Origin of the sequence: Trichocoleus sp. DQ-A1, from assembly GCF_039961955.1 — a bacterium.
In the GTDB taxonomy this organism is placed as follows: Bacteria; Cyanobacteriota; Cyanobacteriia; order Cyanobacteriales; family FACHB-T130; genus FACHB-T130.
On record NZ_JAMPKE010000021.1, the window covers coordinates 27,865 to 54,128 of the forward strand.

Sequence of the window (26,264 nt, forward strand, 5' to 3'; positions counted from 1 at the left end):
CATCAATGAGCGCCACTCCATTGTCAGATGTGCTGTTGGCGGAATCATCCGCACCAACTTCTCCGGCTTCTCGTCTTACTAAAATTCTCAATCGACTCGAACCCTCACCCGAAAGCGTCGTCCTGCTGTTGGCTGTACTAATTGGCACCGGCACCGGGATGGGCGTTGTCACGTTTCACTATTTAATCGCTGTCATCCACAGCTTGATGCTGGAAGGGGTGATGGGGATAATTGGAGGCTGGGGTGCCTGGACTTTAGCTTGTATCCCCATCTTGGGAGGATTAATCGTTGGTTTAATGCGTCTTGCTTGGCCCGATTTTGGGCCGAATATTTCTTCGCTGATTGCCGCTGCCCAAGGTGTCCGAGAGTTGCTACCCCTGCGACCCGTTACCAAGATGGTAGCGGCTGCTGTTTCCCTCGGTAGTGGAGCCTCTTTAGGCCCAGAAGGGCCGAGCGTGGAAATTGGCGGCAATTTTGGAATGCTGCTCGGTCAAGTACTGCAAGTCTCCAGAGAAAGGCAGCAGTTACTCCTGGGTGCTGGAGCAGCGGCGGGTCTGGCGGCGGGTTTCAATGCCCCGATTGCCGGGGTTTTCTTTGCTTTAGAGGTGGTCTTGGGAACCACCTTTGCAACTTCAGCGGTTAGCGTCGTGTTGCTGGCAGCAGTTGTGGCGTCTTTAATTGCTCAGATTGGTTTGGGTGCCCAACCAGCTTTTACGCTGCCCGTCTATGAAGTCCGCAGTCCTCTAGAATTACCGCTTTATCTGGGATTGGGGGTATTAGCAAGTTTGGTGTCGCTGACTTATACCCAGTCGATTCAACTGGCTCGAAGTTTCTTTCGGGGACAGATTGCCGGTTTTGAGTGGCTAGGAAAGATACCGCGATCGCTTTGTCCAGTAATTGGTGGTGCCTGTTTGGGCTTGGTTGCTTTGCAGTGGCCCCAAATTCTGGGCATCGGTTACGAAACAATTGCCGCTATGCTTCAGGATGTGGATTTTCCGTTGGGGTTACTCCTCGCCTTGCTAGCAGTCAAGCTGATCGTGACGGCAATTAGTCTGGGTAGCGGTTTGGTGGGGGGTATCTTTGCCCCTGCCATGTTCCTCGGTGCTTCTTTGGGGGCAGCATATGGAAAAATTCTGGCAGCGATGCTTCCAGGCGTACCGATTCAGATTGCCGCACCTCCAGCTTACGCGATGGTGGGAATGGCAGCCGTTCTTGCTGGCAGCGCTAGGGCACCCCTGACAGCGATACTGTTAATGTTTGAGCTAACGCGCGACTACCGGATTGTTTTGCCGCTGATGGCAGCAGTCGGTTTGAGCATTTGGCTGGTGGAGCGCTTCAAGTCAGCGCCAACGAAAGGTCAAAATCTCCAACAGCTGGAACTCAATGTGGAGAAAGACCAGCAGTTAGAAATTTTGCAACAAATGTTAGTTGCAGAAGCAATGCAAGTACCAGGTTTGATGCTGAGTGGTTCTTTATCAGTATTAGAGGCAGGTTTAGCTTTAACCAATGGTCGCTGCCGCAGTGCTTTAGTCATTGATGATGCCGAGCAGTTAATTGGCATCGTCACTTTACAGGATATTAATCGAGCAATGTCTACAGCTCGAACGCCAGTTACCGCTCCTACTGAAACAGTAGAAACAAACAACGTTCTTTGCAATGTCTCGAACAATTTAACCAGTCATCTGGCTTATCAGCCAGTTGCTGACATCTGTACCACTGAAATTCTGTATGCAAACCCTGATGAATCGGTAGCAGAAGCGATAGACCGGATGGCAGCACGCGGTCTCCACCAGTTACCCGTCGTTGACCGCGATCGCCCCCAACAAGTGTTAGGTGTGCTGGAACAAGAGGGAATCGCTTTAGCTTATAGTGTCGCTGCCACTCGCAAGACACTGCGCCGCTATCTTCCCCTCAATCCAGTGTCGAAAGAGTTAAATTTACCGCCCCTCAAGCAAACAGTTTGAAAATTTAGAGAATCGCTAATGAGTCATTGGTTACAAATCAATGACTCATTACGAATAACTGCTAACTAAAACTAAAGTTTTAGGATGCCTCTTCCAATTCTTCGTCTTCAGCGCCTTCTTCTCTATCCAGTTGCCGCAGATGAATGTGCTTCCGTCCCAGAGAGATTTCAAACTCATCCCCTGCCCTTAGACCCATTTGTTTGGTGTAGGCAGAACCAATCAGTAAGTTGCCGTTCGATTGCACGCTAATTTTGTAGCTGGCACTTCGACCGCCACGTCCGTTACCATTTTGTTTGCCGTCTAACTCAATTCCTTCAGCATCAATGAGAGCATTCAGGAACTTCATCATATTCACCCGCTCTACACCGCTTTTGGTAACAGTGTAGTAACCGCAGGCTCTAGCCTTTTCTTCTTTGCTGAGGTTTTCTAGCTCTTTAACTTTCTTGACTAGCGCTTCCCCCGTTAAGGGATCGATCTTTTTCTTTTTATTCATCAACTTGGAGCGAAAAGTAAGGAATAGCGAGTGTGTACAGTGTTTTCGACTGACTGTTTCTAAGCTAATTTTAGCTTAGCTTTATATCAGCTCATAAAACTATATCATACGGATTGGGGAAAGGTAGTTCAATAAGATCGATAATTTATTCACTACTAACCTTTTTAATCCAAGTTCTTGCTTAAGCATAAATATCTGTGCCTTGCGAACAACCGATGCATCTCGATGATCGGAGTTCCTCACAGCATCAACCTGAGAAAAAATGAAGGGGGTACGCTGTAGGGTAGTCGTTAGTCTATCATTAGCGATCGCTTCTGAGCTGTTTTTTTTTCCATTGACTACCGCCTCATGACCACTGACTAATTATCCATTACCCTAAGGAATATTTTCCAGTATGAAGCTGACAACCCGCGGACACTACAGTGTTAAAGCACTGCTGGATTTGAGTCTACAACCTGGGTATGGACCAACTTCTGTAAAAGCGATCGCAACTCGGCAAGACTTACCCGCACCCTATCTGGAAAAATTGTTGATAGAGTTACGTCGATCTGGGTTAGTCCAATCAGTTCGAGGTGCCCAGGGGGGGTATCAACTATCCCGCGTCCCAGCACAAATTTCCCTAGGACAAATATTAGAAGCAGTCGGTGAAACAATTGAACCGCTGCCTCGCCATACCCCAGATGCAGAGCTTGCTGAGGATTGGGTAACGTTTACACTTTGGCACCGATTGCATCAAAAACTTAAAGAAGCGTTGTACAGTATTACACTGGCAGACCTTTACTATGACGCTCGCAGTTGGCAAGCAGCCCAAGGCGAAGAAACCAGTTTTGTTGTATAGAAACTGTCAGCGGATCTCTAGCAGCTTTGGTGTTGTGAATTTCCAAGATTTATTTGCCGCAGTCCTGCTTTCTCATTCCTCAGTCCTATCATTAGCGATCGCTTCCCTTTTTGATTACATCATCGGCGATCCGTGGGGTTGGCCTCACCCAGTCCGAGTCATGGGCTGGCTAATTTCTCGCTACAGCCAGATGGCTTTCCAATTATTTAGTCATCCTCTCACGCTCCGATGGGCTGGAGTAATTTTAGGAATTGGGCTGATAACTGGCAGCTACGGGATGGGGTGGTTAATCGTTCACGCAGCGAACTGGGTGCATCCTTTTTTAGGAATTGCGATAGAAAGTATTTTACTCGCCAGTTGTTTCGCCGGTCGAAGTTTGAGAGCTGCTGCTGAAGATGTCTTGCAACCTCTAAATGAGAACGATCTTGTCGCGGCGCGTTCTAAGTTAAGCCAATATGTAGGGCGTGATACCGAAAATCTTCATAAAACAGAAATTCTTCGGGCTGTTTTGGAAACCGTCACAGAAAATGCTACCGATGGAGTAATGGCACCCCTTTTTTATGCGATTATCGGGGCATTTTTACCTTTACTAGGAACGGTTCCTCTCGCCCTTGCCTATAAAGCCGCCAGTACCCTAGATTCAATGGTCGGCTATCGAGAAACACCCTACACCGATTTGGGTTGGTTTAGTGCCAAATTCGAAGATATCCTGACTTGGTTGCCCTGCCGATTCACGGTGATTACCTTGGCTTTACTATCTAGAAAACCTGGGTATGTTTGGAGTATTTGTCAACGCGATGCGACGAAAGATCCTAGTCCCAACTCTGGCTGGAGTGAGTGCGCCTATGCGGCAATTTTAGGCGTTCAGGTGGGGGGCACAAATTGGTATCGTGGCGTTGCTAAACACAAAGCCTTACTGGGAGATGACCTCCAGCCTATCAATGCAGAATGCATTCAACAAGCCTTGCAGTTAACACGATATAACTTTTTGATTTGGTTGGGGATAGCGATCGCTATCTTGCTGCTGTTGGGGTTTAGAAATGGGCGCTCGCTTGGAATCAACTTGATGACTTTTTAATCGCCCTATCAGGTGAACTCAACGGGCGATGGCTACTGAATAGGTGTAAGCATATCTTTGAATATAGAGCAACCAGTTGAAGGGTAATCAATCACTGATTCATCTGGGAAAGCGATCGCACTTTTTAGTGATTGGTCAAGTGAAATGCCAATGAGGAGATGCGACCCAAAAACTTAACCCCCGCTAAACCACGGAAGCGATCGCCTAAGTCTGAGCTACGAAGTTATCATCTGCGACTAAAACGATGGAAACTCTTGCATATCTTCATTTATCTGCCAATTACGAAGACCCTAACTCGGAGCCTCACCAATTTAAATTGTTCCAAAATCGGAACCCGCTTCCAAGTTCAGCCTGGATTCGGTTATTATCAGTTGCCCTTGCCTTATCCGTTATCGGTACAGCCGGTCATGCATTAGCACTCCAGAGAGGAAATAGCGGGTCTCAAGTCGCCACGCTTCAGAGAAATCTGAAAATCGCAGGCTTCTATAACGGCCCGGTTACTGGATACTACGGTCAATTGACGCAGGCATCCGTCAGCAGTTTTCAGCGAGCGGTTGGACTGAGAGCCGATGGCGTTGCAGGCTCTCGAACTCTAGCAGCTCTAGAAAATCGGGGTGGTAATTATGATGAACCGATTACGGGGGGTGGTTTTGGCAGCAGCACCCTGAAACGCGGCAGCAGCGGTTCCTCCGTAACGAGGCTTCAAAATACTTTGAAAGCCTTAGGCTATTACAACGGGCCAATTACTGGATACTATGGTCGGTTGACTGAGACCTCCGTTACAAGATTTCAGCAAAGCAGAGGGCTATTCGCTGACGGAATAGTTGGGCAAAGAACGAAAGCAGCACTTGCCGCTGACTAATCTTATATAGCTTGATGAGATTGAGCTATCTATAACTCAAGGACATAACTTCCTGTTCCTGGTAGGAACAGGAAGTTATTTTTGTTGAAATGATAACGATGATGGTTTAGGTGAACTTGTACACTGAGGCTGTAATTTGTCCGCAGTTATCATCGGATTTTCCTAAACCATGTCTCCCGAAGTTGTAGAAATTCTTTCCGCAGATGAAATCCGTCGAACCCTCAATCGTATCGCTTCCCAGGTGGTAGAGAAGTCACGCGACTTGTCTGAGTTAGCGCTAGTAGGTGTTTATACCAGAGGCGCTGTATTAGCCAATCTCTTGGCTCGTCAGATAGAAGCGCTCGAACAAGTGCAAGTGCCCGTGGGAGCGCTAGATATTACCTTCTATCGAGATGATTTGGATCAAATTGGCATTCGCACACCCGCCAAAACTGACATCCCTTTCGATCTCTCTGGCAAGACGGTAGTGCTGGTGGATGATGTCATTTATCGAGGGCGTACCGCTCGTGCTGCCCTGAATGCGGTGAATGATTATGGTAGACCAGCGGCCATTTGGTTAGCCGTTCTGGTGGATAGGGGGCAGAGGGAGTTACCCATTCACCCGGATTTCACCGGCAAGAAGTTGCCAACGTCCAAAGAAGAACAGGTGAAGGTTTACTTACAAGAGATTGATGGACGAGATGCTGTGGAATTATTAAAGGTTTAAGCGGTTTTGTCTTCGGTTTCCCTGGTGTGTTGGTGGGAAAATCGAGATTGTTAATAAACCAGTCTGTACAGATTTGTCAGGCGCTGTCTATGCAGAACGTTGGAGATAGTAGATTGATTAATAAATCGGCTCTTACCAAAGAAACCCAAACGAGAAAGGCAGATCATCTAAAAATTTGTCTCGATGAGGATGTGCAATTTCACTCCACAACGAATGGATTGGAAGGCTACCGCTTTAATCACTGTTGTTTGCCAGAGTTAGATCGACGTGAAGTTGATATCTCAACAACTTTTTTGGGAAAACAGCTCGGTGCGCCTTTGCTCATTTCTTCGATGACGGGGGGAACGGAACTGGCGAGGATGATTAATTATCGTCTAGCTGCTGCGGCGCAACGCTATAACCTAGCGATGGGCGTGGGTTCCCAGCGGGTAGCGGTGGAGAATCCCCAGGTTGCTTCAACTTTCGCCGTGCGATCGCTTGCTCCCGATATTCTCCTATTTGCGAACTTGGGGGCGGTGCAACTTAACTATACCTATGGCGTTGATGAATGTCTGCGCTCAATTGACTTGTTAGAGGCAGACGCCTTGATTTTGCATCTCAATGCCTTGCAAGAGTGCATTCAACCCAGAGGTGACACCAACTTCCGAGGCTTGCTTGACAAAATCAAAAATCTGTGCAATAAGTTACCAGTACCCGTGATTGTCAAAGAGGTGGGAAATGGCATCTCCGCTGCGATCGCGCAGAAGTTGATTGATGCGGGTGTGAGCGCCATTGACGTTGCCGGTGCCGGTGGGACATCATGGGCAAAGGTGGAGAGTGAACGGGCTGAAAATGCCCAGCAGCGCCGGTTAGGACTAACTTTTGCTGATTGGGGTTTGCCCACAGCAGAATGCATTACCAGTATTCGAGCCATTGCCCCAAATATTCCCTTGATTGCCTCTGGGGGATTACGCAACGGTCTGGAAGTGGCAAAAGCGATCGCGCTAGGAGCCGATCTCGCGGGTCTGGCGTGGCCTTTTCTCCAGGCAGCCGTAGAATCGGAAGACGCCCTTGATGCTTTGGTTGAAGTCTTAGTCGCTGAAATCACCACTGTATTATTCTGCACTGGCAATCCCACCTTGTCTGCTCTGAAACAGTCTGGCGCGTTGCAACCATTACGATAACTGTGTTGGAAATGGGAAAGCGATAAGTGAATTCAAAGCTTAAAACTTTTACCCATTCCCAATTACCCATTACCCTAACCCCAGCCTAATGCGTAGTTTCCTTAAACAAACTTTTGCTAGCTTGCTTGGAAGCCTATTCGGACTCATCCTATTTTTCGGTTTGGGAACGAGCGGGCTAATCTTGTTATTGATTGCGGTGGCATCTAAAGATACAGGGCCGGAAGTTGAGGATAAATCCGTACTGGTAATCGATCAGTCTTTGACGATTACGGATAGCGATCCGATATCCAGCACCAGCGAAGCAATCAGCGAAGCTTTATCTGGTGAGGAAAATAATAGCGTGCGGCTGCGAACGGTTTTGAATGCCCTTGAGCAGGCAACTAAAGATAAACGGATTGTAGGCGTATATCTAGACGGCAGTGGTTCCTCTAGTTCTAGCACCGGGTTTGCCACGCTCAAAGAAGTCCGTTCGGCGCTGGAAAAATTCCGTAAGTCTGGCAAAAAGATTATTGCCTACAACATGGATTTGGGGAAACGGGAATATTATTTAAGCTCAGTGGCAGACACCATTGTGATGAACCCGTTGGGAACAATCGAAATGAACGGTTTGCGTTCTGAGTCGATGTTCCTAACAGGAGCCTTGCAGAAATACGGGGTGGGGGTTCAGGTGATCCGGGTTGGGAAATTTAAGTCAGCGGTGGAACCTTATGTACTCACGAAACTGAGTCCGGAGAACCGACAACAAACTCAGAATTTGTTGAGCGATCTGTGGGGAGACTTTTTGACAACAGTGAGCCAGGGTCGAAAATTAAACCCGAAACAACTACAAGCGATCGCAGACACTCAAGGAATATTAACCGCACCGGATGCGAAAAAGCGTGGCTTTGTGGATCGGGTGGCGTATCTAGATCAGGTGGTGACAGACCTGAAAAAGCTAACTGACAGAACCGAAGAGAATAAAACATTTCGTCAAATTAGCCTTGCTACTTACGCCAGAGCAACTCAAACCGAAGGGAAAGATCGCACTTCGGACAATAAAATTGCCCTGCTTTACGCTGAAGGTGAAATTGTGGACGGCGAAGGTGGCTCTCGGCAAGTGGGAGGCGATCGCTTTGCCAGACAGCTGCGACGGCTGCGGCTCGATAAAGATGTGAAGGCAGTCGTGCTGCGGGTGAATAGTCCCGGCGGCAGCGCCTCGGCGTCTGAGGTGATTCAGCGAGAGGTACGGCTGACTCGTCAGGTGAAGCCAGTCATCGTTTCGATGGGCGATGTGGCAGCATCCGGTGGCTACTGGATTTCCACTTATGCTAACCAGATTTACGCCGAACCTAATACGATTACCGGCTCGATCGGTGTCTTTGGGCTGTTGCTCAATTTCCAAAAGCTGGCGAATAATAATGGCATCACTTGGGATGTCGTTAAAACTTCCAAATTCGCGGATAGCAACACGGTCTCACGTCCCAAAACGCCTCAAGAATTGGCAATTCATCAGCGATTTGTCAACCAAATTTACGGTCAGTTCCTCAACAAAGTGGCGGATTCTCGAAAACTCTCAAAGCAGAAAGTCGCTGAGATTGCCCAAGGACGAGTATGGTCGGGTCAAGATGCCAAGCAACTGGGACTGGTTGATGAGATTGGCGGCATTGATGATGCGATCAAATCTGCTGCCGTTGCCGCTAAACTGGGTGAAAATTGGGAGCTGGAAGAGTACCCCAAGGTTCGCAGTCTAGAACAACGCATTCTGAAACAGTTTGCGGGTGGGGACACTGCCCAAATCAAGCAACCATCCGATCTGCTGAGTGCAGAACTCCTCAAGTTACAAGAGGAATTAGCCGCGCTCAAAACAATGAACGATCCTAGAGGTATTTACGCCCGTTTGCCCTATAATTTGCGAATTGATTAGTGCAACGTCCGGAATAGGCAGTTGAAAATGTGGAATATACGGTAACAGTCTGCCGATAGGTAGAGTAGACTGAACGGAACAGCCCACCAAATAATTAAAAGCATCTATCTATGGATAGAAAATCTAACCGCTTTGTCCTGCTGATCGTTTCTTGTAGTGCTGCTGGTATCCTTGTGGGAGGCGTCTCCAACTGGATTGATAGTAATCAATGTCTGCAAGCCAAAACACCTACCAGTGAATGCTTGATGCAAGACCCCACGAGCCAAACAATTCAAGGAATGTGTATGGGTTTGATAGCTGGAGCAGGCGCAGCACTGGGTGCTACTTTGCAGCTAAAGCGGCAAGAAGATTAGGAAGTTTGTTGGTAATGGAAGTATCGCTAATTGATAAGAAATATCGAACAATTAGCCATACTTTCATTTTCCCCAGGACTTAACCCAGTTAATTAGTGAATTTCTGATTCTATCGTCAGGGCATGGTATTGCCATGTCCCTACAGCGTGTTGACGTGTGTAACGCCCTATGTTCCATTAAATCCCATTAAAATTGATAACGGCGATCGCTTACCCAGAAGCTAATCGGGACTGCACGACCTTGGGCATCCACCTTCGCTTCCACCACGATCGGTTGTCGTTGTCTGTCCGATCGGGCTTGATAAATATCTTGGTTAATTTCATCCCGCTGCGCTTCTGGCATATAGTAGCTTTCTAAGCCGTAGTCGATGGAATTACCGCTAGATTTGCCCTTTAACGCTATCTGATTTGCTGGCAAAGATTTGGGCATCTTGCTACTCACCCGCACGGGTTTCCATGCTTGGGGAGAATTTGTTTTAGCAGCAGGCGCTTCTAAAATCACGTAGAAGCGAATTCCTGTCGGTAAAGAATTTAAAGGCGGTACGGACGGTGGCAAATCCGTTGCTTTTGCTTCGAGGTGTTGTTTTACTAACGCTTTCCAACCCGGAAGCGATCGCAAATTCTCTTGACGTGAGATGTCATAGCTTAGCGTCTGCGAATAGCCACGCAAGAAATCGTATGGGTCTACGGGAACCGTCTTGAGAATCACCGTTTTCCCTGTGAGGGTCGTATAAAGTGGCTGGGCAGGTGCGGCAAGAACAATTGCCGTTTGCAACAGGAGAGGCACCCAGAGTCTCCAAGCAGGCATTCGCTTTTGTGGCTCTATGAGAGTCGGAGCGATTGAAGATGATTGAGAAGTGTGCCTCATTAAAAATCCTCTGAGTCAATTTTTAATTTCCAGCGTGCGGACATAGCGCTCGAACCAAAGCCCGATAGCGATCGCTGTGATACCGCATAGAATAAACAGCAGGGATTTGAAGACTAATCCCGTTGCAGACAGCACAAACCAAGTCAGAATTCGCACAATTAATAGCATCATGCCCCCCCAGAAGGCGCTGCGTTCTGCTTGTGCTAGCCCTTGGCGCAGCAATCCGGCAGCTAACAAGAACAACAGCACATTGCCAATAAAAGTGGCAAGCAGGGGAATTGGCTGGACGGTGAGATGCCAAACGGGTATCCCAGCCATGAAGCAGATAAAGATACCGATGGCAATTGTGGTCAGAATTTCCTCCCGACGAGTGCGAGGGCTTCTGGTAAGCCACAGCAGACGCAACCACGCAAAGATTGCCAACCCACTCAAAATCACTACATCTACCAGGGGAAACCAAGTAACTCTCGCGGATTGCTCCGCAGAAGACATTTTGGATAAAACACCCCAGAACCAAAGCGAGGACGACAGATAAAGTACAACGCCTAGAAATACCAGCGCCAAACGACGGGCGAGGGGTCGAAAGGAACCTCCCCAGCTTCCCCCTTGCCAAGAGGCGGGAAAGATTTGGTTTGGCTTCGGAACCCGATTTAAGTCACTGTAGACCCACAGCGAGTCATCATAGCCCCACAACAGTGCGGGGGGCAGTGCCAAGGCGATCGCTAATACGATACCCGTAGACTTCAGGGAAAATAGATTAAATAGTCCTAAGCTGAGCGGTCGGAGGTTTGCTTCCAAAGAAGAAATAACTGCGATCGCTGCCAGTCCAAAAATAACGCGCGAACGACACCAGTATGCCAGCGGCACAAACATCAAGCTTGCCAACAGCGGCATATGTTGCCCCATCTGGGATGACCAGGAAAACTCTTCATAATAGTAGGAATTTGACCAGCTTGCCCCTTCCCAGTTCCACCAAAAACTCCAGTAACCCAACCCGATAATGATGATTGCCAGAACGCTTAAGGAAGTCAAACGCAGGCTGTAAGCCATTGCTAGTACACCGACTCCCCACGCTAGCAATAACTCATAGAAGGGACCGCTGATGTGAAACATCTGACCCATCAGCCCCATATTTGCCCCTAAAATGATTGCTCCTAAGAGCAAGAATCCATGACCGAGACGTTGTTGCGCCCCATTCGGACGCCGCCACAAGTAAAAACCAGCAATATTCAGACCGATAAACAAACTCAATAGCAGCGTTACCTTGCCATTTCGCGGCAACTCCTGCCAGTTCGCTGCGACAAAACTAATCGTCCCCAAGCCAATGAGGATACTCCCCAACCCTAACAAGATCATCACAAAGCGATCGCGGGCAGCAGTCTCCAGCCTATTAAATTGATAACGCTCTGATAACTGTTCGTATAGTTGAGCATCAATCAGCCCCTCAGTTCGCCAAAGATTTGCTTCCTGACGTAACTGACGGCGAAATTTATCTGAAACCATAACCCTCAATTACAATCCGCTCTGTAGTCTAATTTTTTTGACTATAAACTTAGTTTTAACGCCCTCCCATGATTCAATTCAAGGGGATGTGACAGTTAGATTCACTATCTACAGATGGGAAAACCTTCTACGTTACTGCTTAAACTCAGTCGGCGTCTATTCGATGACTTAGGCGAACAAGCAAAGTTTCTTGAACTCTTAATTCATCCTTAACCTTTTCCTCCTTACTTTCTTTGATGTCAGGAAAAAACGGGGAATTTGTCCTTGGCTATTCTTATGCCGACGACTTGGCAATACATTTTTGTAGACTGCTGACCTCTTTTACTTTAAGTAATTTAAGGCTAAATAGCATTTAGTTAATAATTAGGGTTTGGAAAAATCTCCAACTCTTTATAGCCTGTCTGCTCATCCATTGTTCTTGAAAAAGTTAATTCTTCGCTAGCTCCGATGACAATTTCAGCAGTTGTATAGATAATACAGCCTTCCATGAGATGTCCGCCGATGGTTTTTCCTTCTTTATTTGCAATGGCGATATGCAGGTGAATGCCAGCCGCTTCCAGAGTGCCATTGAGAGAAATAATTTCAAAATTGTCGTTAAAAGCTGTACTATACCTGTGATTTGCAAAGCGAAGAGTCGCTTTTTTCAAGCTGCCAACTCCGGTTAAGATAAAGCCCGATTGAAGATTTTGCTTGATTGCAAAATCTTGTAAGCTTTTTTTTAAATCTTGATCTGGCTTCAGACGAATAGCAAATACTTTCATTAATTAAAGACTGGTAAATCTACTGGGATTACGCGGATAATTACTAATTGTATCGGTAATTCCATCATACCCATCATGAATTGCCATTCCTAAAATATGCGTAAAGGCTTCTACTTTATATTGATAGGATGCAAACTGTGCCTGAATTGCCGCCTCAGTGTCAAAATCTGAAAGAACAGGTCGAGACTATACTACAACTGTTGCATCAGGAGCCGTCTCTGCGATCGCAAGATGTTACACCCGTACAGACATCTCTCGGTAAAGCGATTTCCCCTAAGTTTGAGATTGTATTTGCGGGAGCTTTTAGTGCAGGGAAATCGATGTTAATTAACGCTCTGTTAGAGCGGGAATTGCTTTACAGTGCGGAGGGACACGCTACAGGTACGGAATGTAAAATTGAGTACGCCGAACCGGATAAAGAACGAGTGGTGCTGACGTTTCTGAGTGAGGTAGAAATTCGGGAACAGGCAAGTGCGGTTTCTCAGATGCTGGGGTTAGGGACAGCTAGCAATATTAATCAATCTGAAGTGATTCAATTGCTAAGCGATGGATGCCAAGCGATTATTGAGATTGAGGGTGGAGAAAGTAAATCGGAAAGAGCAAAACAAGCGAATGCGCTGATGTTGTTGCTGGAGGGATTTGTTGCCAATCGCGATCGCATCAATACGGTTAATAATGCTACATATTCAATGGAGCAATTTAACTTCTCCAACCTCAAAGAAGCGGCTGGTTATGCTCGCCGTGGCAGTAACAGCGCGGTTTTGAAGCGAATTGAGTATTACTGTTATCATCCGCTGTTGCGGGATGGGAATGTGATTATCGATACGCCGGGAATTGATGCGCCAGTGGAGAAAGACGCACAACTGACCTACGCTAAGATTGAACACCCGGATACGTCAGCGGTGGTGTGCGTTCTCAAACCCGCGTCTGCTGGCGACATGACGAAGGAAGAAACGGAACTGCTGGAGAAAATGCGCTCAAATCCGGGGATACGCGATCGCGTATTCTTTGCCTTCAACCGTATCGATGAAACTTGGTATAATAGCCAGTTAAGGCAACGTTTAGATGGTTTGATTAGCGCTCAGTTTCGAGATACTACTAGGGTTTATAAAACGAGCGGACTATTAGGATTTTACGGCAGTCAGATTAAACAGACCAGTGGACGCGATCGCTTTGGTTTAGATTCTGTCTTTGCTGATAGTGTTCAAGGCTTGGATGAACGAGAAGAAACACCACAATTTGTTACAGCCTTTAATAACTACTGCGCGAATTCTGGAAAATTACCTCCTAACAAGTTCCGAATTTCCGTTAATAGCTACGAATCCCCAAATGAAAATTACGTGCGGATTTTAGCTGAACAAGGTACACCTATCATTCAACAGTTAATTCAAGATAGTGGAATAGATGAGTTTCGCGCTGCTGTTACAGACTATCTTACCAAAGAGAAGCGTCCTCAACTGTTCAAAAATCTAGCCGACGATCTCGAAGATGCCTGCATTAGTCTGAAGAAATATTACCAATCTGCGCTGCGCGACTTGGATAGCCAACCCCGCGAAATTGAGGCAATGAAGACGCAGGAATTACAACGCCTTAACCAGCAGTTACAGCAAATTGGTCAAGAATTTCACCAGCATATTACAGAAGAATTAAATCAGGTTGTAACAGGTCAATCTAGCGCTTTCGAGGCAGATTTTCGCCAACTGCAATCTCGAATGGTTCGGCGTTTAGATGAGTTGCTGGATACTTTCTCGGTTGCAGATGCTTATAGTCGCGCTATCCTCAGCCATCCTCGCAATTCTACAGCACCTTTGATTGCTGTTTTAGTTGAGGCGCTTTATTACTTGGCAAATCAACTAGAGGATATTTTGAAAGAGTCTTGTCAGGAAGTAGTTACTAACCTATTCCAGCGTTTAGTGGAACAAGTTCATAAATCTGACTACTATCGCCAGCTTTATCGTTTGCTAGGCAATGATGGTAGGATTGAGCAGCAATTAAAGGCGATAGAAAACCAGGTTCATCACGCTTTAATCAATGCGGCAAGTGACGAATGCAATCGTTATGTCCGCGAAAGTCCTCGCTTTTACGATGAAGGTACTTTCTCGATTTATCAATTTCGGCAAACGTTGCTGCAAACTTCCCAGACTTACGGTTGTGAAAGCATGATAGCAGCAGAACCAGCAATTCGTCAGTTGTTAAAGTTAGATTTTGAGCCAAAAGTTAAAGCAACAATTAGTAGCGGTTTCCCAGCAACTGTTAATCAAACTCTCACAACTAATTTATTGCCAATGGCAGCGCATCAAGCTGATGAGATATTACAGCAATATACTCAAGCTCGTGCTTATTTAGAGCAAACACTAGAACAAGAAGCTGAGGAAAAAATTGCTACTAATCACCGTTTGCAAAGTGCAGTTGAGCAAAAAATAGCGGCTTACAACTCTGCGGTTGCCAGTATCAATGGTTGTTTGCAGGCGATAGGATTGTACGATCGTCAACTGCCTGTAATTACTGATTCTGATGTTAGCTCAATTGAGCCTAATTTAGAAGCTGCCAAGATTAGCGCTATGGGTAATGGACTTGTTCCTTCAGAAGTATAGTTCATCATAGTCTTGGCGATTGGAAATCGCGGCTACACAAACGAAACCCGCATACGCGGGTTTCAAATCTATTAGTCGGCGTAGGCGAACTTTGTTTATAGAGCCGCGAATTGTATTTGCCACCAAAGCTTACGATGCATTCCCGTAATTAGTAATTGAATTTTAAGGATAAAGATTAATATGTAAGATAATTTACCTTTACAAAACTGGAATAATGATGATGCTTTATTCTTTAAAAGTAATATGTTTAAAGTAAGCAGAATTAAGCAAGCTTGGCAGCAATCCTTAAAAGGTGCAATCGCTAATGCACTATATGAATCTTTAAAATCACAACAAGTAGAGATAGATACAGGAATAATCATTAATAACCATTACTATAAAGCAAACGAAAGATGGTTGGGAGAGGGGATAGATTGTGAAATTCTTAAAGTTGGTGCTAGTGACTGGCAAAAAGGTAAGGTAAAAATAAAAACCACCTTATAGTTTATTCCTGATGAGCCTGAAGTAAAAGAAGTGCTAATGCAAAATGAAGAAGAAACACGAATGCGAAATGAGCTAGAAATCAGCCAATCAGAATCACCACTTGACGAGCTTCGTAAGATGATTAACTAAGAAAATCAGGATAAAAATTACTAAAAAAATCCCCTAGAGTTTCATTCATCTAGGGGGAATTGTAATTACTAATACTATTTACCGCTATAGTAAAAAGCGATTTCTTTTTCTTTCAGCGGTGCAAAGTCGGCGTCGATTAGCATCTGGTTGAGTTCTTCCTGAGGAATATGCTTAGCGCCGATGCGAACAATTCTAGAACGCATCGTATTGGATACGCCGCTGCGCTGCCGCCCAGCTTCCAGCCCCATTACTTTTGTGTATAATTCTAGTTTTGGTGTTGGAATCGGGGAACCGTCAAAATCAATTCCCTGAGCGATCGCTACATCAATCGCATCAGCACCTGTAGTTGTTTGATTCTCTGAAGTCATTGCAGCGTGGGATCGTGTTTACAAGAGCATTTTATGACTAAAACATCCAGAATTCGCATCCCGCCAGAAGTCAGGAAGTATGTGTTTCAGCGCGATCGCTGTCAGTGCCAAAGTTGCGGCAAAACGGCGCTAGAAGCAAACCTCACGATTGACCACATCATACCGCTCTCTCGTGGCGGTTCTAATGACATCAGCAATCTACAAACCCTCTGTCTCCCCTGTAACCAGCGCAAAACCAACCATTTAGATCCTCGGTTCCGGCGTTATTTCGATCTTTAATCTGGAAAACACACTAGACTCGGTTTTAAAAATATACCGTCCGCGCAGCGCTGCTAACACTCCGTCATTTGACGGGCAGAAAAAAACCGCCTCTAGCATGAGTCAGGGCGGTCTTCCTAAGCAATCGGAGGGTAGATAATAGATTACGCTGATGATTTTGTATCCTACTGTAACAGAATTTACCGAATCTGCCTCAAAATTGTTTATTGATGGCTTTCTAAACCCGATTTCTATAGAAACCGAGTTTTTTTATCGATAAACTCTTATCGTCCTGCGTAGGCATTCATCGGTTCCTTGATAAACCGGATGTAAAGATGCCTAAACGTGGACTTAATCACGCGAGGCATCGCGAAGTCGATAGGCATCATGTTAGTAGGAAGTTGCCAATCCAGCACCTTTAGATCATCCGGATGCAGTTGGGGAAAGTCAATTTCCTCCACGTTTGTGCATAGCCCTAACCTTATCGAAGCCGCCATAGTAGGGACGTTGAGAGGATCTACATTGAGAATTTCCACAATCGCCCGATCCAGGGCAAATACATCAGACGATGCCGCTAAAATCCCTAAGAAGCGAGGTTCGCCACCGCTAGGGCCGTTCCCTTCATGTCCAATAATTGCATCTAAAATCGTTAGGGTAGGATTAATTGCTCTTGCAGTTTCTACTAACATTTCCCCAAATCGGGCGCTATCTTTCCCTGCTTCCATGTGCCACCAGGCTTTCATTTTTCCCGGTACGCAACCGAATAAGTTTTTGACCCCCATTGTCATCGTTAGCTGACAGTGGGATTTCAGTTTAGGCAGGTTAATTACCACATCTGCATCCATTGCTTCTTTGCACAACAACAGATGGTTGAACCCTTCGCTAACGGTTTCGTAACGCTTCCCTGTAAATTCCACTAGCGGTAGATTGAGTTCTTCCATAAGGGGAAGATAACCATTTGCTTTTGCCACACCCATCGCACTGCCAAATGCGGGACTATCCCCCAGGAAAGGCTTGCCACCTGCTTCCTGTACAAGTTTGGCAACACAGTAAACCAGTTCGGGACGGGTGACGCATTCTTTACTCGGATGTCCGCCAGTGAGTAAATTGGGCTTGAGGAGAACGCGATCGCCTGCTTTGACAAAAGCTTTGATTCCTCCCAACGGTTCCAGCAAACTTTCTACCGATTCTCGCAATAGTTGCCGATCGTAGGAATTCGCACGAATTAAACTAACGGAAGGTTTCATGATTCTGCGTTTGTAATTGAGGATTGAGCGAATACAAGAATTTTGAATCAATTAAAGCGAGAATTGCCAGTCTCCAATTCTCCATGAAGACCTGGCAATTCTTAATCTAAAATCTCAAATTCTCAGCGATTGCTGCCACGAGTCAGGGCAGTTACCCGCTGGGCATTCGAGAAGACATCTTCTCCCTGGAGGTGAGGAATCGGGGGCTTCACCTCAACTTTGGTAATATTGGCGGTGTTAATAAAAACCGTCTCTTCAGGTAAGTGGAGAATCCACCAGGATTTATCTAAAAGCCGACGGACTTCTTGCCGAATTTCCTGCTTTGTTTCTAAGCCTTCCTCTACTGACTCATAGATAGTAAAGGATTCTGTGTGCCCATCAATATAGTGAAAAGTTAACTGGGTCAAACCATCATGACTATGCATAGAACGAGACTCCTGGTTAGAAAGTTTTGAGTTTTGGATAGATGCAAATTTTGGTGTATCTACAACTCTGGACGCTGCACTCCTGACATAGCACTCATTTCCTCCAAGTCTAAGACCTTGGCTAGTTCTTCGGAACTCATCAAACCTCGTTCTAGGACAATTTGCCGCAAGGATTTGCCAGTTTCGAGAGATTCTTTGGCAACAGCAGCCGCGTTGAGATAGCCGATGTGGGGATTGAGGGCAGTGACGAGGGCGAGGCTTCCTTCTGCATAGGCAAGGCAGCGATCGCGATTGGCGGTAATTCCTTCCAAACAACGCTGTGTTAGTGCGCTTAAGGTATTGCCCAAAATTTCAATACTGTGAATCACGTTATAGGCAATCAGCGGCATCATCACATTTAACTCTAACTGTCCCGCTTGGGCAGCTAAAGCGATCGCCGAATCGTACCCCATCACCTGAAAACACACCATCGAAGTCATTTCTGCCATCACCGGGTTATATTTCCCCGGCATAATCGACGATCCAGGCTGTACTGGCGGTAGCTGAATTTCCTTTAAACCTGTTTTTGGCCCGGAATCCATCAGCCGTAAGTCATGAGATATCTTGACGCAATCCTGGGCTAAGTTCCGCAGGCTACCGGAAACGCTGACAAAAGGTGCCATACTCTGCATTGCCGCCATCAGATGAGGGGCTGGGCGCAAGGGCTGATCGATCAATTCTGATAATAATTGGGCAACGCGATCGCAATATTCGGGATGGGTATTTAACCCAGTTCCCGCCGCACTTCCACCCAAACCCAGCGCCATCAAATCTTCAGACGCCCTCTCGATGCGAATCATGTGTTCTGCGAGAATTTGCCCCCAAGCGCGGAAGTTTTCGCCCAGTCGTACAGGTACGGCGTCTTGCAGATGGGTTCTTCCAGATTTGACGACATCTTGAAATTCCTCAGCCTTGTTATCCAAAGTAGCGATCGCATCGGCTAAAGCTGGGTACAGTGTCCTCTCCAGCGCCACCAGCGCCCCAATCCGAATCGCCGTAGGAATTACATCGTTCGTCGATTGACCGTAATTAACATGATCGTTGGGACTGACGCGCTTGTAATTGCCTTTTTCATCGCCCAGCAGTTCCAGCGCCCGATTCGCCAATACTTCGTTGATATTCATATGGTGCGAAGTCCCCGCACCCGCTTGGTAGACATCCACGACAAACTGATCGCGGAACTTCCCGGAAAGCACTTCATCCGTCGCCTGGACAATCACCTGACTGATTTCTGGGGGAATGCAGCCAAGTTCCCCATTTGCGATCGCCGCTGCTTTCTTAATCAGCACGCAAGCATCAATATAAGTGGGTAACGGCTTAATTCCACTAATCGGGAAATTTTCAATCGCCCGTAGCGTCTGAATCCCGTAGTAAACGTTATCCAAGATTTGGCGATCGCCCATTGAATCGCGTTCGATGCGGTAGGTTCTACCTATCTGTTCAGTCATGTTAGTTGTCTATGGATTCTTTTAGATGAGATCATCCCATGTCTAGCTGGGGGATTCGATGAGTCAGTCTTCAGATTTGGCAGCATTCTTTTCTCAGAAGGATTACGCAGTACCGGCGCAATCCTTCTGAGAAAAGATCCGTCTAAATCCCATGTCACCTGAAGGTCGGCACAAATAAATTGTTAGAAGTGTCTACTGACAAGACTGGTATCACCCAGAATCTGAAATCCCAAATCTAAAATGGGATAACCCCTGCCTAGGGTTCCTAATCCTGCCCTAAGAGAGAGGGAAGTGGAGTCAATTTCTTATAGAAGAGAATATTTATCGCTCCTCCCTTGGCACCAGGTGGGTGAGAGAGAGGTTAAATCAGGATTACCGTACCGACAGCTCAAGGAAATTTTTTATTGCTTCTAGCGGCTGAATCCCTTGCCCAGCAGTCATCTGGAATTTATCGTTCTTGCTTTGAATGTATTTTAGAAAGGGATTTACCGTCTTGATGTTGACTTATGTTATTGTTTTGGGAATCTTAAATACAAGATCCTCCTAAAGTAAGATGCAAAATTCTATGGGTCAAACTATTACTCTCGAAGCAGAATTCTTCTTCCAGCAAGGACTACGCCAGCTTCAGTCGGCAAAATATGAAGCGGCGATCGCTTGTTTAGACAACGCCCTCAAGTGCGAACCCAATTACCCCGATGCCTTATCGCAGCGGGGTTTTGCCCTAGGGAATTTAGGTCGCCATGAAGAAGCGATCGCCAGCTTCGACAACGCCTTGTCAATTCAACCGGATGCTTCTTGGGTTTGGTTCAACCGGGGTATTGCGCTGGGGAAATTATGTCGCTACGAACAGGCGCTTAATAGCTTTGATCGCGCCATAGAATTTAACCCGGATGCTTCCGCTGCGTGGCACAACCGGGGCATTACCTTAATTGACTGGGGTTTCTATGAAAAAGCGGTCGCCAGCTTTGACCGCACGCTGAAGCTGCGTCCAGACGCCTACTGGGCATGGTACAACCGAGGCAATGCTCTTGCCCAACTCAATCACTACGAACAGGCGATACATAGCTATGACCGAGCGATTGAGTTTAAACCAGATTCCTGCAATGCTTGGTACAACCGAGGCATTACCCTAAATGATTGGGGGCTTTATGAAAAGGCAATTTCTAGCTTCCAAAGAAGTTTGGAAATTAATTCGGAATACTACAAAGCTTGGTTCAACCAAGCCATTGCTCTAGGGAAATTAGCTCGTTACGAAGAAGCGATCGCTGCTTGTGATAAAGCGTTACAACTTCAGACTGACTACCCCACCGCTTGGTATAACAAAGCTTGCTACTACGCCCTGCTGGGCAATGTCGAGCAGACAGTCCACAACTTGCAACAAGCGATTCGTCTGAGTGAGGAAAAATATCGGGAAATGGCAAAATACGACCCAGATTTTGACGCGGTTCGCGATCAAGATTTGTTTGAGGCGCTGCTGGAAGCACCCAGGTTTTGATCCAGTTTTATTGCTCATTCCCCTTGAATGTAGGGTTGGAGACAGACCCCTCCACCCTACCTACATCTGTTCGATCGAGCTGTTCTTTTCTTTAGCGATCGCTACCCGTTCTTCCACTGTATAAGGTCTTACCGCTGCCTCCAACGATATGAACGGCGCTAAGTCTCCTAATCGTCTACTTTGGGTTTGATTACAGGTACATTTTCCAACCGCCACAGCTGATTTTTTACGATTACCTGTTCGCCCCAGTAGTTAATTCACCACTTCCTCTAAGTTGGCTAAATACACGTCATAACCTTCATCTTGGCGCATTTTAGCATCATGAATGTGCTGTAGCAGGGCGACAGCACCGGGCATCTCTGCGTAGCTGAATACTACAGTTCTCATGCTGCTCTAGAAGCAAAGGTTAGGATCTGGGGAAGAGCGCGATCGCATATATACCCAGATGACAAATCAGATACCTTACTACATCTCCCGCAAGCAAGCTCAGGACTTTCTAGATAAATTTGCCAAAGCGCTGGATCAGCCAGACTCACAGCCGTTGCTATTTCACGTTTATGGCTTTGGAGGAGTTGGCAAAACCACCCTCACCAGGAAACTGAAACAAGCGCACCAGCAGCAGGCTGACTTTGCTGAGGTTTCCTTCGATCTCACGCCAAATATCAGAACGCCGTTGGAGCTGATGGTAAAGCTTTATAATGACTTGCCTAAACCCCCTAGTCTATTACATAGAGATGTATCAGAGATTCGGAGATCGGATTTTGTGCCCGATCCGTTTACATCGCTTTATGAGAAATATCAGCAGACACTCTCCAAGCTAAAAACTCAACCTGTTAAAGAAAAATCGGTTGAGGAAAATCGACTAAGCACGGTGAGAGATTGGTTTGAACTGGGAGGTTACACACTGCTTGCGATAGCTGCAAGTAAGCTAAATCCAGCAGCGGCAGCAGGTGTGGCATTTGATGGCATCGTGAAAGCAGGGGGAATGTTAAGCAACGCATCAGAGGCGATCGCCTCTGGGAAAGAGCGCGTGCAACAACTACTGCAACAGCATCCAGCAACAAAGAATAATCAAGAGCTTCAGACGCTGATGCTGGAACCTATACCGAAGTTGACTCAGGCGTTCGCTGAAGGTTTGATCCAGAAGGCTCAAAAACGCCCAGTGGTAATAATTTTAGATATTTATGAAAAAGCGCCGTCAGATATTGATACTTGGCTGTGGCAATATTTGTTGGAGGGTACAGCGCTGATATCTTACCCGATCCGCCTTATAGTGGCTGGACGGCGTTCTTTACTAGAGAAGGAAGGCTGGCGCAAATTACAGCAGGATCGGGATTTAATCTATGAACGGAGACTAGATGAATTTGATAAAGATCAGACTAAAGAATATCTCCAGCAGATAGGCATCACCAAACCTGTAGATATTCAAAAAATCTATAAAGCAACCAAAGGCTTACCCTACTATCTCGACTGGATTAGCCGAGAGCAGGAAGCTGGTAGAGAAATAGACTTCTCGCGTGGCAATAAAAAGATCGTTGAGCTGCTGCGGCAAGGACTGAATGGCAAGCAAAAACAGATATTGCAACTGGCGGCTTGTTGTCGTTGGTTCGATCGATCGCTGATTGAACAGTTGATGAAAAGACAAGGAATAGATTTTGAAACTGGTGCTGATGCAACCCTTGACTGCTTTGACTGGTTAACGCAACGCGATTTCGTTGAACTTGTTCAAGGTCGCTATCGTTTGGACGATGTGGCGCGAGATGTCTTTCGACGGTCACTGTGGGATGAGGAAAAAAATAAATTTCGTCGCACCCATGAACTACTAGCCAGCTATTTTGAGCAACAGGCAAACCAGGAAGTTTCACCAGATAGCTCAGCCCCTGCAAAGTACGAAAATCCTGATTGGCGTGAATATACTGCTGAATCTATCTATCATGCTCTCTTTGCTAATCGAGATGACGGTCAGTATCAGTTAATCACTCATTTCTTTGCTGGCGCGTACCTGAATCAAATGGGAGTGGTGATGCCTCCCTTTGTAGCTGTTGCAGCAGAAGCAGACATTGAGGATTACAAACTCTTGCCTGATGATACGCGAAAGTTCCTAAACAATATAAACCTTGCCATTGGGTTAGGTTGGCAAGTGTTAAAACATAACCCAGATAACTATGAATTTAAAGTTGAGCAGATTGGCGATCTTAAGCCACAAATAGAGGCATCTTTAAAACATTGTCTGGGGAAAGTGGACTCCTTAGACGGGCTAGCTAAATATGCAGGGCTGATGTACCAATTCGTACGCTGTCGTCCAAGCCAGGAAGCGGACTTGCTACTTCGAGCAAAGGAGCAAGCAGAACAAATTGTAACTCCAACCCATCCTGAATTTAGCAGCATTCTTTTTTTTAATGTAAGCAATGGGCTTTACCAAATAGGTCGTTATGAAGAGGTGATCGCCAGCTACGATAAAGCTTTGGCAATTAAAGACGACTTCCCCGAAGCCTGGGTCAACCGGGGCACTGCGCTATTGAACTTAGGTCGTTATGAAGAGGCGATCGCTAGTTACGACAAAGCGTTGGCAATTAAAGACGACTTCCTCGAAGCTTGGTACAACCGGAGCAATGCACTAGCGAACTTAGGTCGTTATGAAGAGGCAATCGCCAGCTATGATAAAGCTTTGGAAATTAAACCCGACGACCCCGAAGCTTGGAATAACCGAGGCAATGTGCTACTGGACTTAGGTCGTTATGAAGAGGCAATCGCCAGCTATGATAAAGCTTTGGAAATTAAACCCGACGACCCCGAAGCTTGGAATAACCGAGGCAATGCGCTAGTGGACTTAGGTCGTTATGAAGAGGCAATCGCCAGCTATGATAAAGCTTTGGAAATTAAACCCGACGATTTTAACACTTTAGTCAACCGGAGCGCGGCTCTGTTGAACTTAAGTCGTTATGAAGAGATGATCGCCAGCTGCGACAAAGTTTTAAAAATTCAACCGGATAACCCTGATGCCCTGAGTAACCAAGGTTTAGCACTGAGTCTCTTAGGTCGTTATAATGACGCACTGGCTAATCATGATAAAGCTCTAAAACTGCAACCTAATGATTCCTTATTGTGGGCTAATCGTGGAATTGTATTTGCTCGCTGGGGGCGCTATGAAAAGGCTTTGGCTAGTTGTGACAAAGCTTTAGAATTGCAACCTAATGATGAGAGTGGTTATTACGGCAAGGCTTGCTGTTATGCCTTGCAAGGCGACTCTTATATGGCAATTGAAAACCTGCAACAGGCAATTAATCTGAAGCCTCATCGATGCCGGAGCGAAGCAAAAACAAATCCAGATTTTGACAGCATTCGCTCAGATTCGCGGTTTCAGGCGTTGATGCAAGAAGGCACGAATTAACTTGGTGGCTGCTGTGGGTAGTTTAAATATCTTGCGATCTCTCTACGATCGAGTATTGGTTCCTTTTGAAGTATGCCAAGAGATTCGCTCAGGCGGTACTACAGGATTTGCAGTAGCAGAACTTAAAGCTGCAAAAATGGTCAACGCCCCTGGCAATATCCCCTTTTGGTAAATTCGCCTTGAGCAAGCTGGAGAAAGTGACACAGCATGAATGGTACTTGAACTGATATTTGCTCGTCCTGCGCCACACTATAGGAAACGAGTATCAATAGCGAATCATGCAGACTCTGGACAAGACTCACCCCAAACTTCAGGAACTCAAAACCCGCCTCACCGAAATCGACGACATTAATTCAGCATCTTCCCTACTCTACTGGGATCAGGCAACCTATATGCCGCCTGGGGGTGCAGCAGCGCGAGGGCGTCAGATGGCGACTCTGCGGCAAATTGCCCATACTAAGTTTAGCGATCCAGCGATCGCGCAGCTGTTGGAAGATTTGCGTCCCTACGAGGAAAGCTTGCCCTACGACTCTGATGAAGCCAGCCTAATTCGTGTCGTCAGACGCAGCTACGAGCGCGCGGTGCGAGTGCCAGCAGATTTTATGGCAAAAATGTCTCTCCACCGAACTCAGTCTTATGGTGCTTGGGCAAAAGCACGTCCGGAAAATAACTTTGCCGCTGTGCAGCCTTATCTGGAAAAAACGCTGGATCTGTGCCGCGACTATGCCAGCTTTTTCTCTGGCTACGAGCATATTGCAGATCCGCTAATTGACGGTGCCGATTACGGGATGAAGGCTTCAACCGTGCGATCGCTCTTTGCGGAACTCCGTCAAGAACTGGTTCCAATTGTCAATGCGATCGCTTCCCAACCGATTGCCGATGATAGTTGCTTGCACCAAACTTTTCCAGAAGACGAACAGCTAGCGTTTAGCTTAAAGGTGATCGAACAGATTGGATATGACTTCCAACGGGGACGGCAAGATAAAACCCTGCACCCATTTATGACCAATTTCTCGATTGGGGATGTGCGAATTACTACCCGCGTTAGAGAGAACGATCTGAATGAGGCACTGTTTAGCACCATTCACGAGATGGGACACGCCTTGTACGAGCAAGGGATTAACCCAGAATATGAAGGGACGCCTTTAGCCACCGGCACCTCATCGGGGGTGCATGAAAGCCAATCACGGCTGTGGGAAAATCAGGTGGGACGCAGCCGCAACTTCTGGAAATTCTGCTATCCGCAACTGCAAGCAGCTTTCCCAAATCAACTTAGTAATATACCCCTGGAGACATTCTACCGGGCGATTAATAAAGTCGAGCGATCGCTCATCCGTACCGATGCCGACGAAGTCACCTACAACCTGCACGTCATGATCCGCTTTGACTTGGAATTGGCGCTACTCGAAGGCAATCTGGCAGTGCGCGATCTCCCGGAAGCTTGGAACGAACGCTACAGATCGGACTTGGGTGTTGTCCCCCCCAACGACAGCGTTGGCATCATGCAAGATGTCCATTGGTACACGGGTAGCATCGGCGGAATGTTCCAAGGATATACTCTTGGCAACATGATGAGCGCCCAGTTTTTTGAAGCTGCACTCAAGGCGAATCCCCAAATTCCTACCGAAATCGAGCAAGGGAAGTTCAGCACTCTACATAATTGGCTGAGAGAGAATATTTACCAACACGGACAGAAATATACCGCCGCTGAAATTATCGAGCGCGTCACTGGCAATTGTTTGAGTATTAATCCCTTGATTCGTTATATTCAGCAAAAATACGGAGAAATTTACGCTTTGTGATACACAACAGCGTGAAAAGAAGCTAGGCTAGGCATAGCCTAGCCGATTCACTCTTAAGAAAGATGAACGGTGAATTAATTTTGGTTTGAGACGT

Annotated in this window: 24 protein-coding genes and 1 pseudogene; 15 read left to right on the forward strand and 10 right to left on the reverse strand. The window is 46.5% G+C overall.

Annotation, left to right across the window (positions count from 1 at the left end; translation table 11 throughout):
* Positions 1 to 5 precede the first annotated feature (5 nt).
* Positions 6 to 1,964, forward strand: coding sequence for a chloride channel protein (locus NDI33_RS18740; RefSeq protein WP_190672880.1), 1,959 nt, complete (start codon positions 6 to 8; stop codon positions 1,962 to 1,964).
* A 79-nt stretch (positions 1,965 to 2,043) separates the two neighbouring features.
* Here the strand turns inward: NDI33_RS18740 and NDI33_RS18745 are convergent, their stop codons facing one another.
* The gene (locus tag NDI33_RS18745) at positions 2,044 to 2,457 is read right to left on the reverse strand and encodes an AbrB family transcriptional regulator (RefSeq protein ID WP_190410793.1); all 414 of its coding nucleotides are present in this window, start codon (positions 2,455 to 2,457) and stop codon (positions 2,044 to 2,046) included.
* Between the two features lie 394 nt (positions 2,458 to 2,851).
* Between NDI33_RS18745 and NDI33_RS18750 the strand changes: the two genes are divergently transcribed.
* From NDI33_RS18750 to NDI33_RS18780, 7 genes are all read left to right on the forward strand, one after another.
* Positions 2,852 to 3,295, forward strand: a complete 444-nt coding sequence (locus tag NDI33_RS18750; protein ID WP_190410794.1) for an Rrf2 family transcriptional regulator — start codon at positions 2,852 to 2,854, stop codon at positions 3,293 to 3,295.
* Positions 3,240 to 4,373, forward strand: coding sequence for an adenosylcobinamide-phosphate synthase CbiB (gene cbiB / locus NDI33_RS18755; RefSeq protein WP_190672882.1), 1,134 nt, complete (start codon positions 3,240 to 3,242; stop codon positions 4,371 to 4,373). Before NDI33_RS18750 ends, cbiB begins: the two co-directional genes overlap by 56 nt.
* Before the next feature lie 244 nt (positions 4,374 to 4,617).
* Entirely contained in the window at positions 4,618 to 5,235 is a 618-nt protein-coding gene (locus tag NDI33_RS18760) for a peptidoglycan-binding protein (RefSeq protein ID WP_190432696.1), read from the forward strand.
* A 169-nt stretch (positions 5,236 to 5,404) separates the two neighbouring features.
* Positions 5,405 to 5,941 (forward strand): bifunctional pyr operon transcriptional regulator/uracil phosphoribosyltransferase PyrR, encoded by a 537-nt coding sequence (pyrR, locus tag NDI33_RS18765; protein WP_190410797.1) that lies wholly within the window; start codon positions 5,405 to 5,407, stop codon positions 5,939 to 5,941.
* 89 nt (positions 5,942 to 6,030) lie between these two features.
* Entirely contained in the window at positions 6,031 to 7,104 is a 1,074-nt protein-coding gene (fni, locus tag NDI33_RS18770) for a type 2 isopentenyl-diphosphate Delta-isomerase (RefSeq protein ID WP_190432694.1), read from the forward strand.
* An 88-nt stretch (positions 7,105 to 7,192) separates the two neighbouring features.
* Entirely contained in the window at positions 7,193 to 9,007 is a 1,815-nt protein-coding gene (sppA, locus tag NDI33_RS18775) for a signal peptide peptidase SppA (RefSeq protein WP_190672885.1), read from the forward strand.
* Between the two features lie 110 nt (positions 9,008 to 9,117).
* Entirely contained in the window at positions 9,118 to 9,360 is a 243-nt protein-coding gene (locus NDI33_RS18780) for a hypothetical protein (RefSeq protein ID WP_190430108.1), read from the forward strand.
* A gap of 186 nt (positions 9,361 to 9,546) precedes the next feature.
* On the opposite strand, the gene NDI33_RS18785 is transcribed toward NDI33_RS18780, so the two are convergent.
* The 3 genes from NDI33_RS18785 to NDI33_RS18795 all read right to left on the reverse strand — a co-directional run bounded on the left by NDI33_RS18785 (position 9,547) and on the right by NDI33_RS18795 (position 12,491).
* Complete coding sequence (locus NDI33_RS18785; RefSeq protein WP_190672888.1) at positions 9,547 to 10,227, reverse strand: GDYXXLXY domain-containing protein; 681 nt, start codon at positions 10,225 to 10,227, stop codon at positions 9,547 to 9,549.
* Between the two features lie 15 nt (positions 10,228 to 10,242).
* Positions 10,243 to 11,730 carry a DUF2157 domain-containing protein gene (locus NDI33_RS18790; protein WP_190672891.1) on the reverse strand — a complete coding sequence of 496 codons (1,488 nt, stop codon included), beginning with the start codon at positions 11,728 to 11,730 and terminating at the stop codon, positions 10,243 to 10,245.
* Positions 11,731 to 12,086: 356 nt separating this feature from the next.
* Positions 12,087 to 12,491 carry a PPC domain-containing DNA-binding protein gene (locus NDI33_RS18795; protein ID WP_190410803.1) on the reverse strand — a complete coding sequence of 135 codons (405 nt, stop codon included), beginning with the start codon at positions 12,489 to 12,491 and terminating at the stop codon, positions 12,087 to 12,089.
* 137 nt (positions 12,492 to 12,628) lie between these two features.
* On the opposite strand from NDI33_RS18795, the gene NDI33_RS18800 reads away from it, so the two are divergent.
* Entirely contained in the window at positions 12,629 to 15,085 is a 2,457-nt protein-coding gene (locus NDI33_RS18800; RefSeq protein ID WP_190672959.1) for a dynamin family protein, read from the forward strand.
* 198 nt (positions 15,086 to 15,283) lie between these two features.
* Positions 15,284 to 15,568, forward strand: a pseudogene (locus tag NDI33_RS18805) (KGK domain-containing protein); the annotation flags it as partial.
* A 203-nt stretch (positions 15,569 to 15,771) separates the two neighbouring features.
* On the opposite strand, the gene NDI33_RS18810 reads toward NDI33_RS18805, so the two are convergent.
* Complete coding sequence (locus NDI33_RS18810) at positions 15,772 to 16,065, reverse strand: DUF4090 family protein (RefSeq protein WP_190672894.1); 294 nt, start codon at positions 16,063 to 16,065, stop codon at positions 15,772 to 15,774.
* Between the two features lie 33 nt (positions 16,066 to 16,098).
* On the opposite strand from NDI33_RS18810, the gene NDI33_RS18815 reads away from it, so the two are divergent.
* The gene (locus NDI33_RS18815; protein ID WP_190672896.1) at positions 16,099 to 16,344 is read left to right on the forward strand and encodes an HNH endonuclease; all 246 of its coding nucleotides are present in this window, start codon (positions 16,099 to 16,101) and stop codon (positions 16,342 to 16,344) included.
* 263 nt (positions 16,345 to 16,607) lie between these two features.
* Here the strand turns inward: NDI33_RS18815 and NDI33_RS18820 are convergent, their stop codons facing one another.
* The 3 genes from NDI33_RS18820 to NDI33_RS18830 all read right to left on the reverse strand — a co-directional run bounded on the left by NDI33_RS18820 (position 16,608) and on the right by NDI33_RS18830 (position 19,482).
* Positions 16,608 to 17,570 carry a DUF362 domain-containing protein gene (locus NDI33_RS18820; RefSeq protein WP_190672898.1) on the reverse strand — a complete coding sequence of 321 codons (963 nt, stop codon included), beginning with the start codon at positions 17,568 to 17,570 and terminating at the stop codon, positions 16,608 to 16,610.
* Between the two features lie 122 nt (positions 17,571 to 17,692).
* On the reverse strand, positions 17,693 to 17,995 hold the full coding sequence (locus tag NDI33_RS18825) for a hypothetical protein (RefSeq protein ID WP_190410808.1): 303 nt from the start codon (positions 17,993 to 17,995) through the stop codon (positions 17,693 to 17,695).
* Between the two features lie 59 nt (positions 17,996 to 18,054).
* Complete coding sequence (locus NDI33_RS18830) at positions 18,055 to 19,482, reverse strand: aspartate ammonia-lyase (RefSeq protein WP_190672900.1); 1,428 nt, start codon at positions 19,480 to 19,482, stop codon at positions 18,055 to 18,057.
* 565 nt (positions 19,483 to 20,047) lie between these two features.
* Between NDI33_RS18830 and NDI33_RS18835 the strand changes: the two genes are divergently transcribed.
* Positions 20,048 to 20,977, forward strand: a complete 930-nt coding sequence (locus NDI33_RS18835) for a tetratricopeptide repeat protein (RefSeq protein WP_199299447.1) — start codon at positions 20,048 to 20,050, stop codon at positions 20,975 to 20,977.
* Positions 20,978 to 21,037: 60 nt separating this feature from the next.
* On the opposite strand, the gene NDI33_RS18840 is transcribed toward NDI33_RS18835, so the two are convergent.
* Together NDI33_RS18840 and NDI33_RS18845 are read right to left on the reverse strand one after the other, a co-directional pair.
* A complete protein-coding gene (locus NDI33_RS18840; protein ID WP_190672902.1) occupies positions 21,038 to 21,193 on the reverse strand; it encodes a hypothetical protein in 156 nt (51 codons plus the stop codon).
* Between the two features lie 36 nt (positions 21,194 to 21,229).
* Positions 21,230 to 21,364 (reverse strand): hypothetical protein, encoded by a 135-nt coding sequence (locus NDI33_RS18845; RefSeq protein ID WP_277878753.1) that lies wholly within the window; start codon positions 21,362 to 21,364, stop codon positions 21,230 to 21,232.
* Positions 21,365 to 21,422: 58 nt separating this feature from the next.
* Here NDI33_RS18845 and NDI33_RS18850 point away from each other — a divergent pair, with 58 nt between their 5' ends.
* From NDI33_RS18850 to NDI33_RS18860, 3 genes are all read left to right on the forward strand, one after another.
* Positions 21,423 to 24,368 carry a tetratricopeptide repeat protein gene (locus tag NDI33_RS18850; RefSeq protein WP_190672905.1) on the forward strand — a complete coding sequence of 982 codons (2,946 nt, stop codon included), beginning with the start codon at positions 21,423 to 21,425 and terminating at the stop codon, positions 24,366 to 24,368.
* Between the two features lie 4 nt (positions 24,369 to 24,372).
* The gene (locus NDI33_RS18855) at positions 24,373 to 24,540 is read left to right on the forward strand and encodes a hypothetical protein (protein WP_348245657.1); all 168 of its coding nucleotides are present in this window, start codon (positions 24,373 to 24,375) and stop codon (positions 24,538 to 24,540) included.
* Between the two features lie 106 nt (positions 24,541 to 24,646).
* Positions 24,647 to 26,170 carry a carboxypeptidase M32 gene (locus tag NDI33_RS18860; protein ID WP_190672910.1) on the forward strand — a complete coding sequence of 508 codons (1,524 nt, stop codon included), beginning with the start codon at positions 24,647 to 24,649 and terminating at the stop codon, positions 26,168 to 26,170.
* Positions 26,171 to 26,264 lie beyond the last annotated feature (94 nt).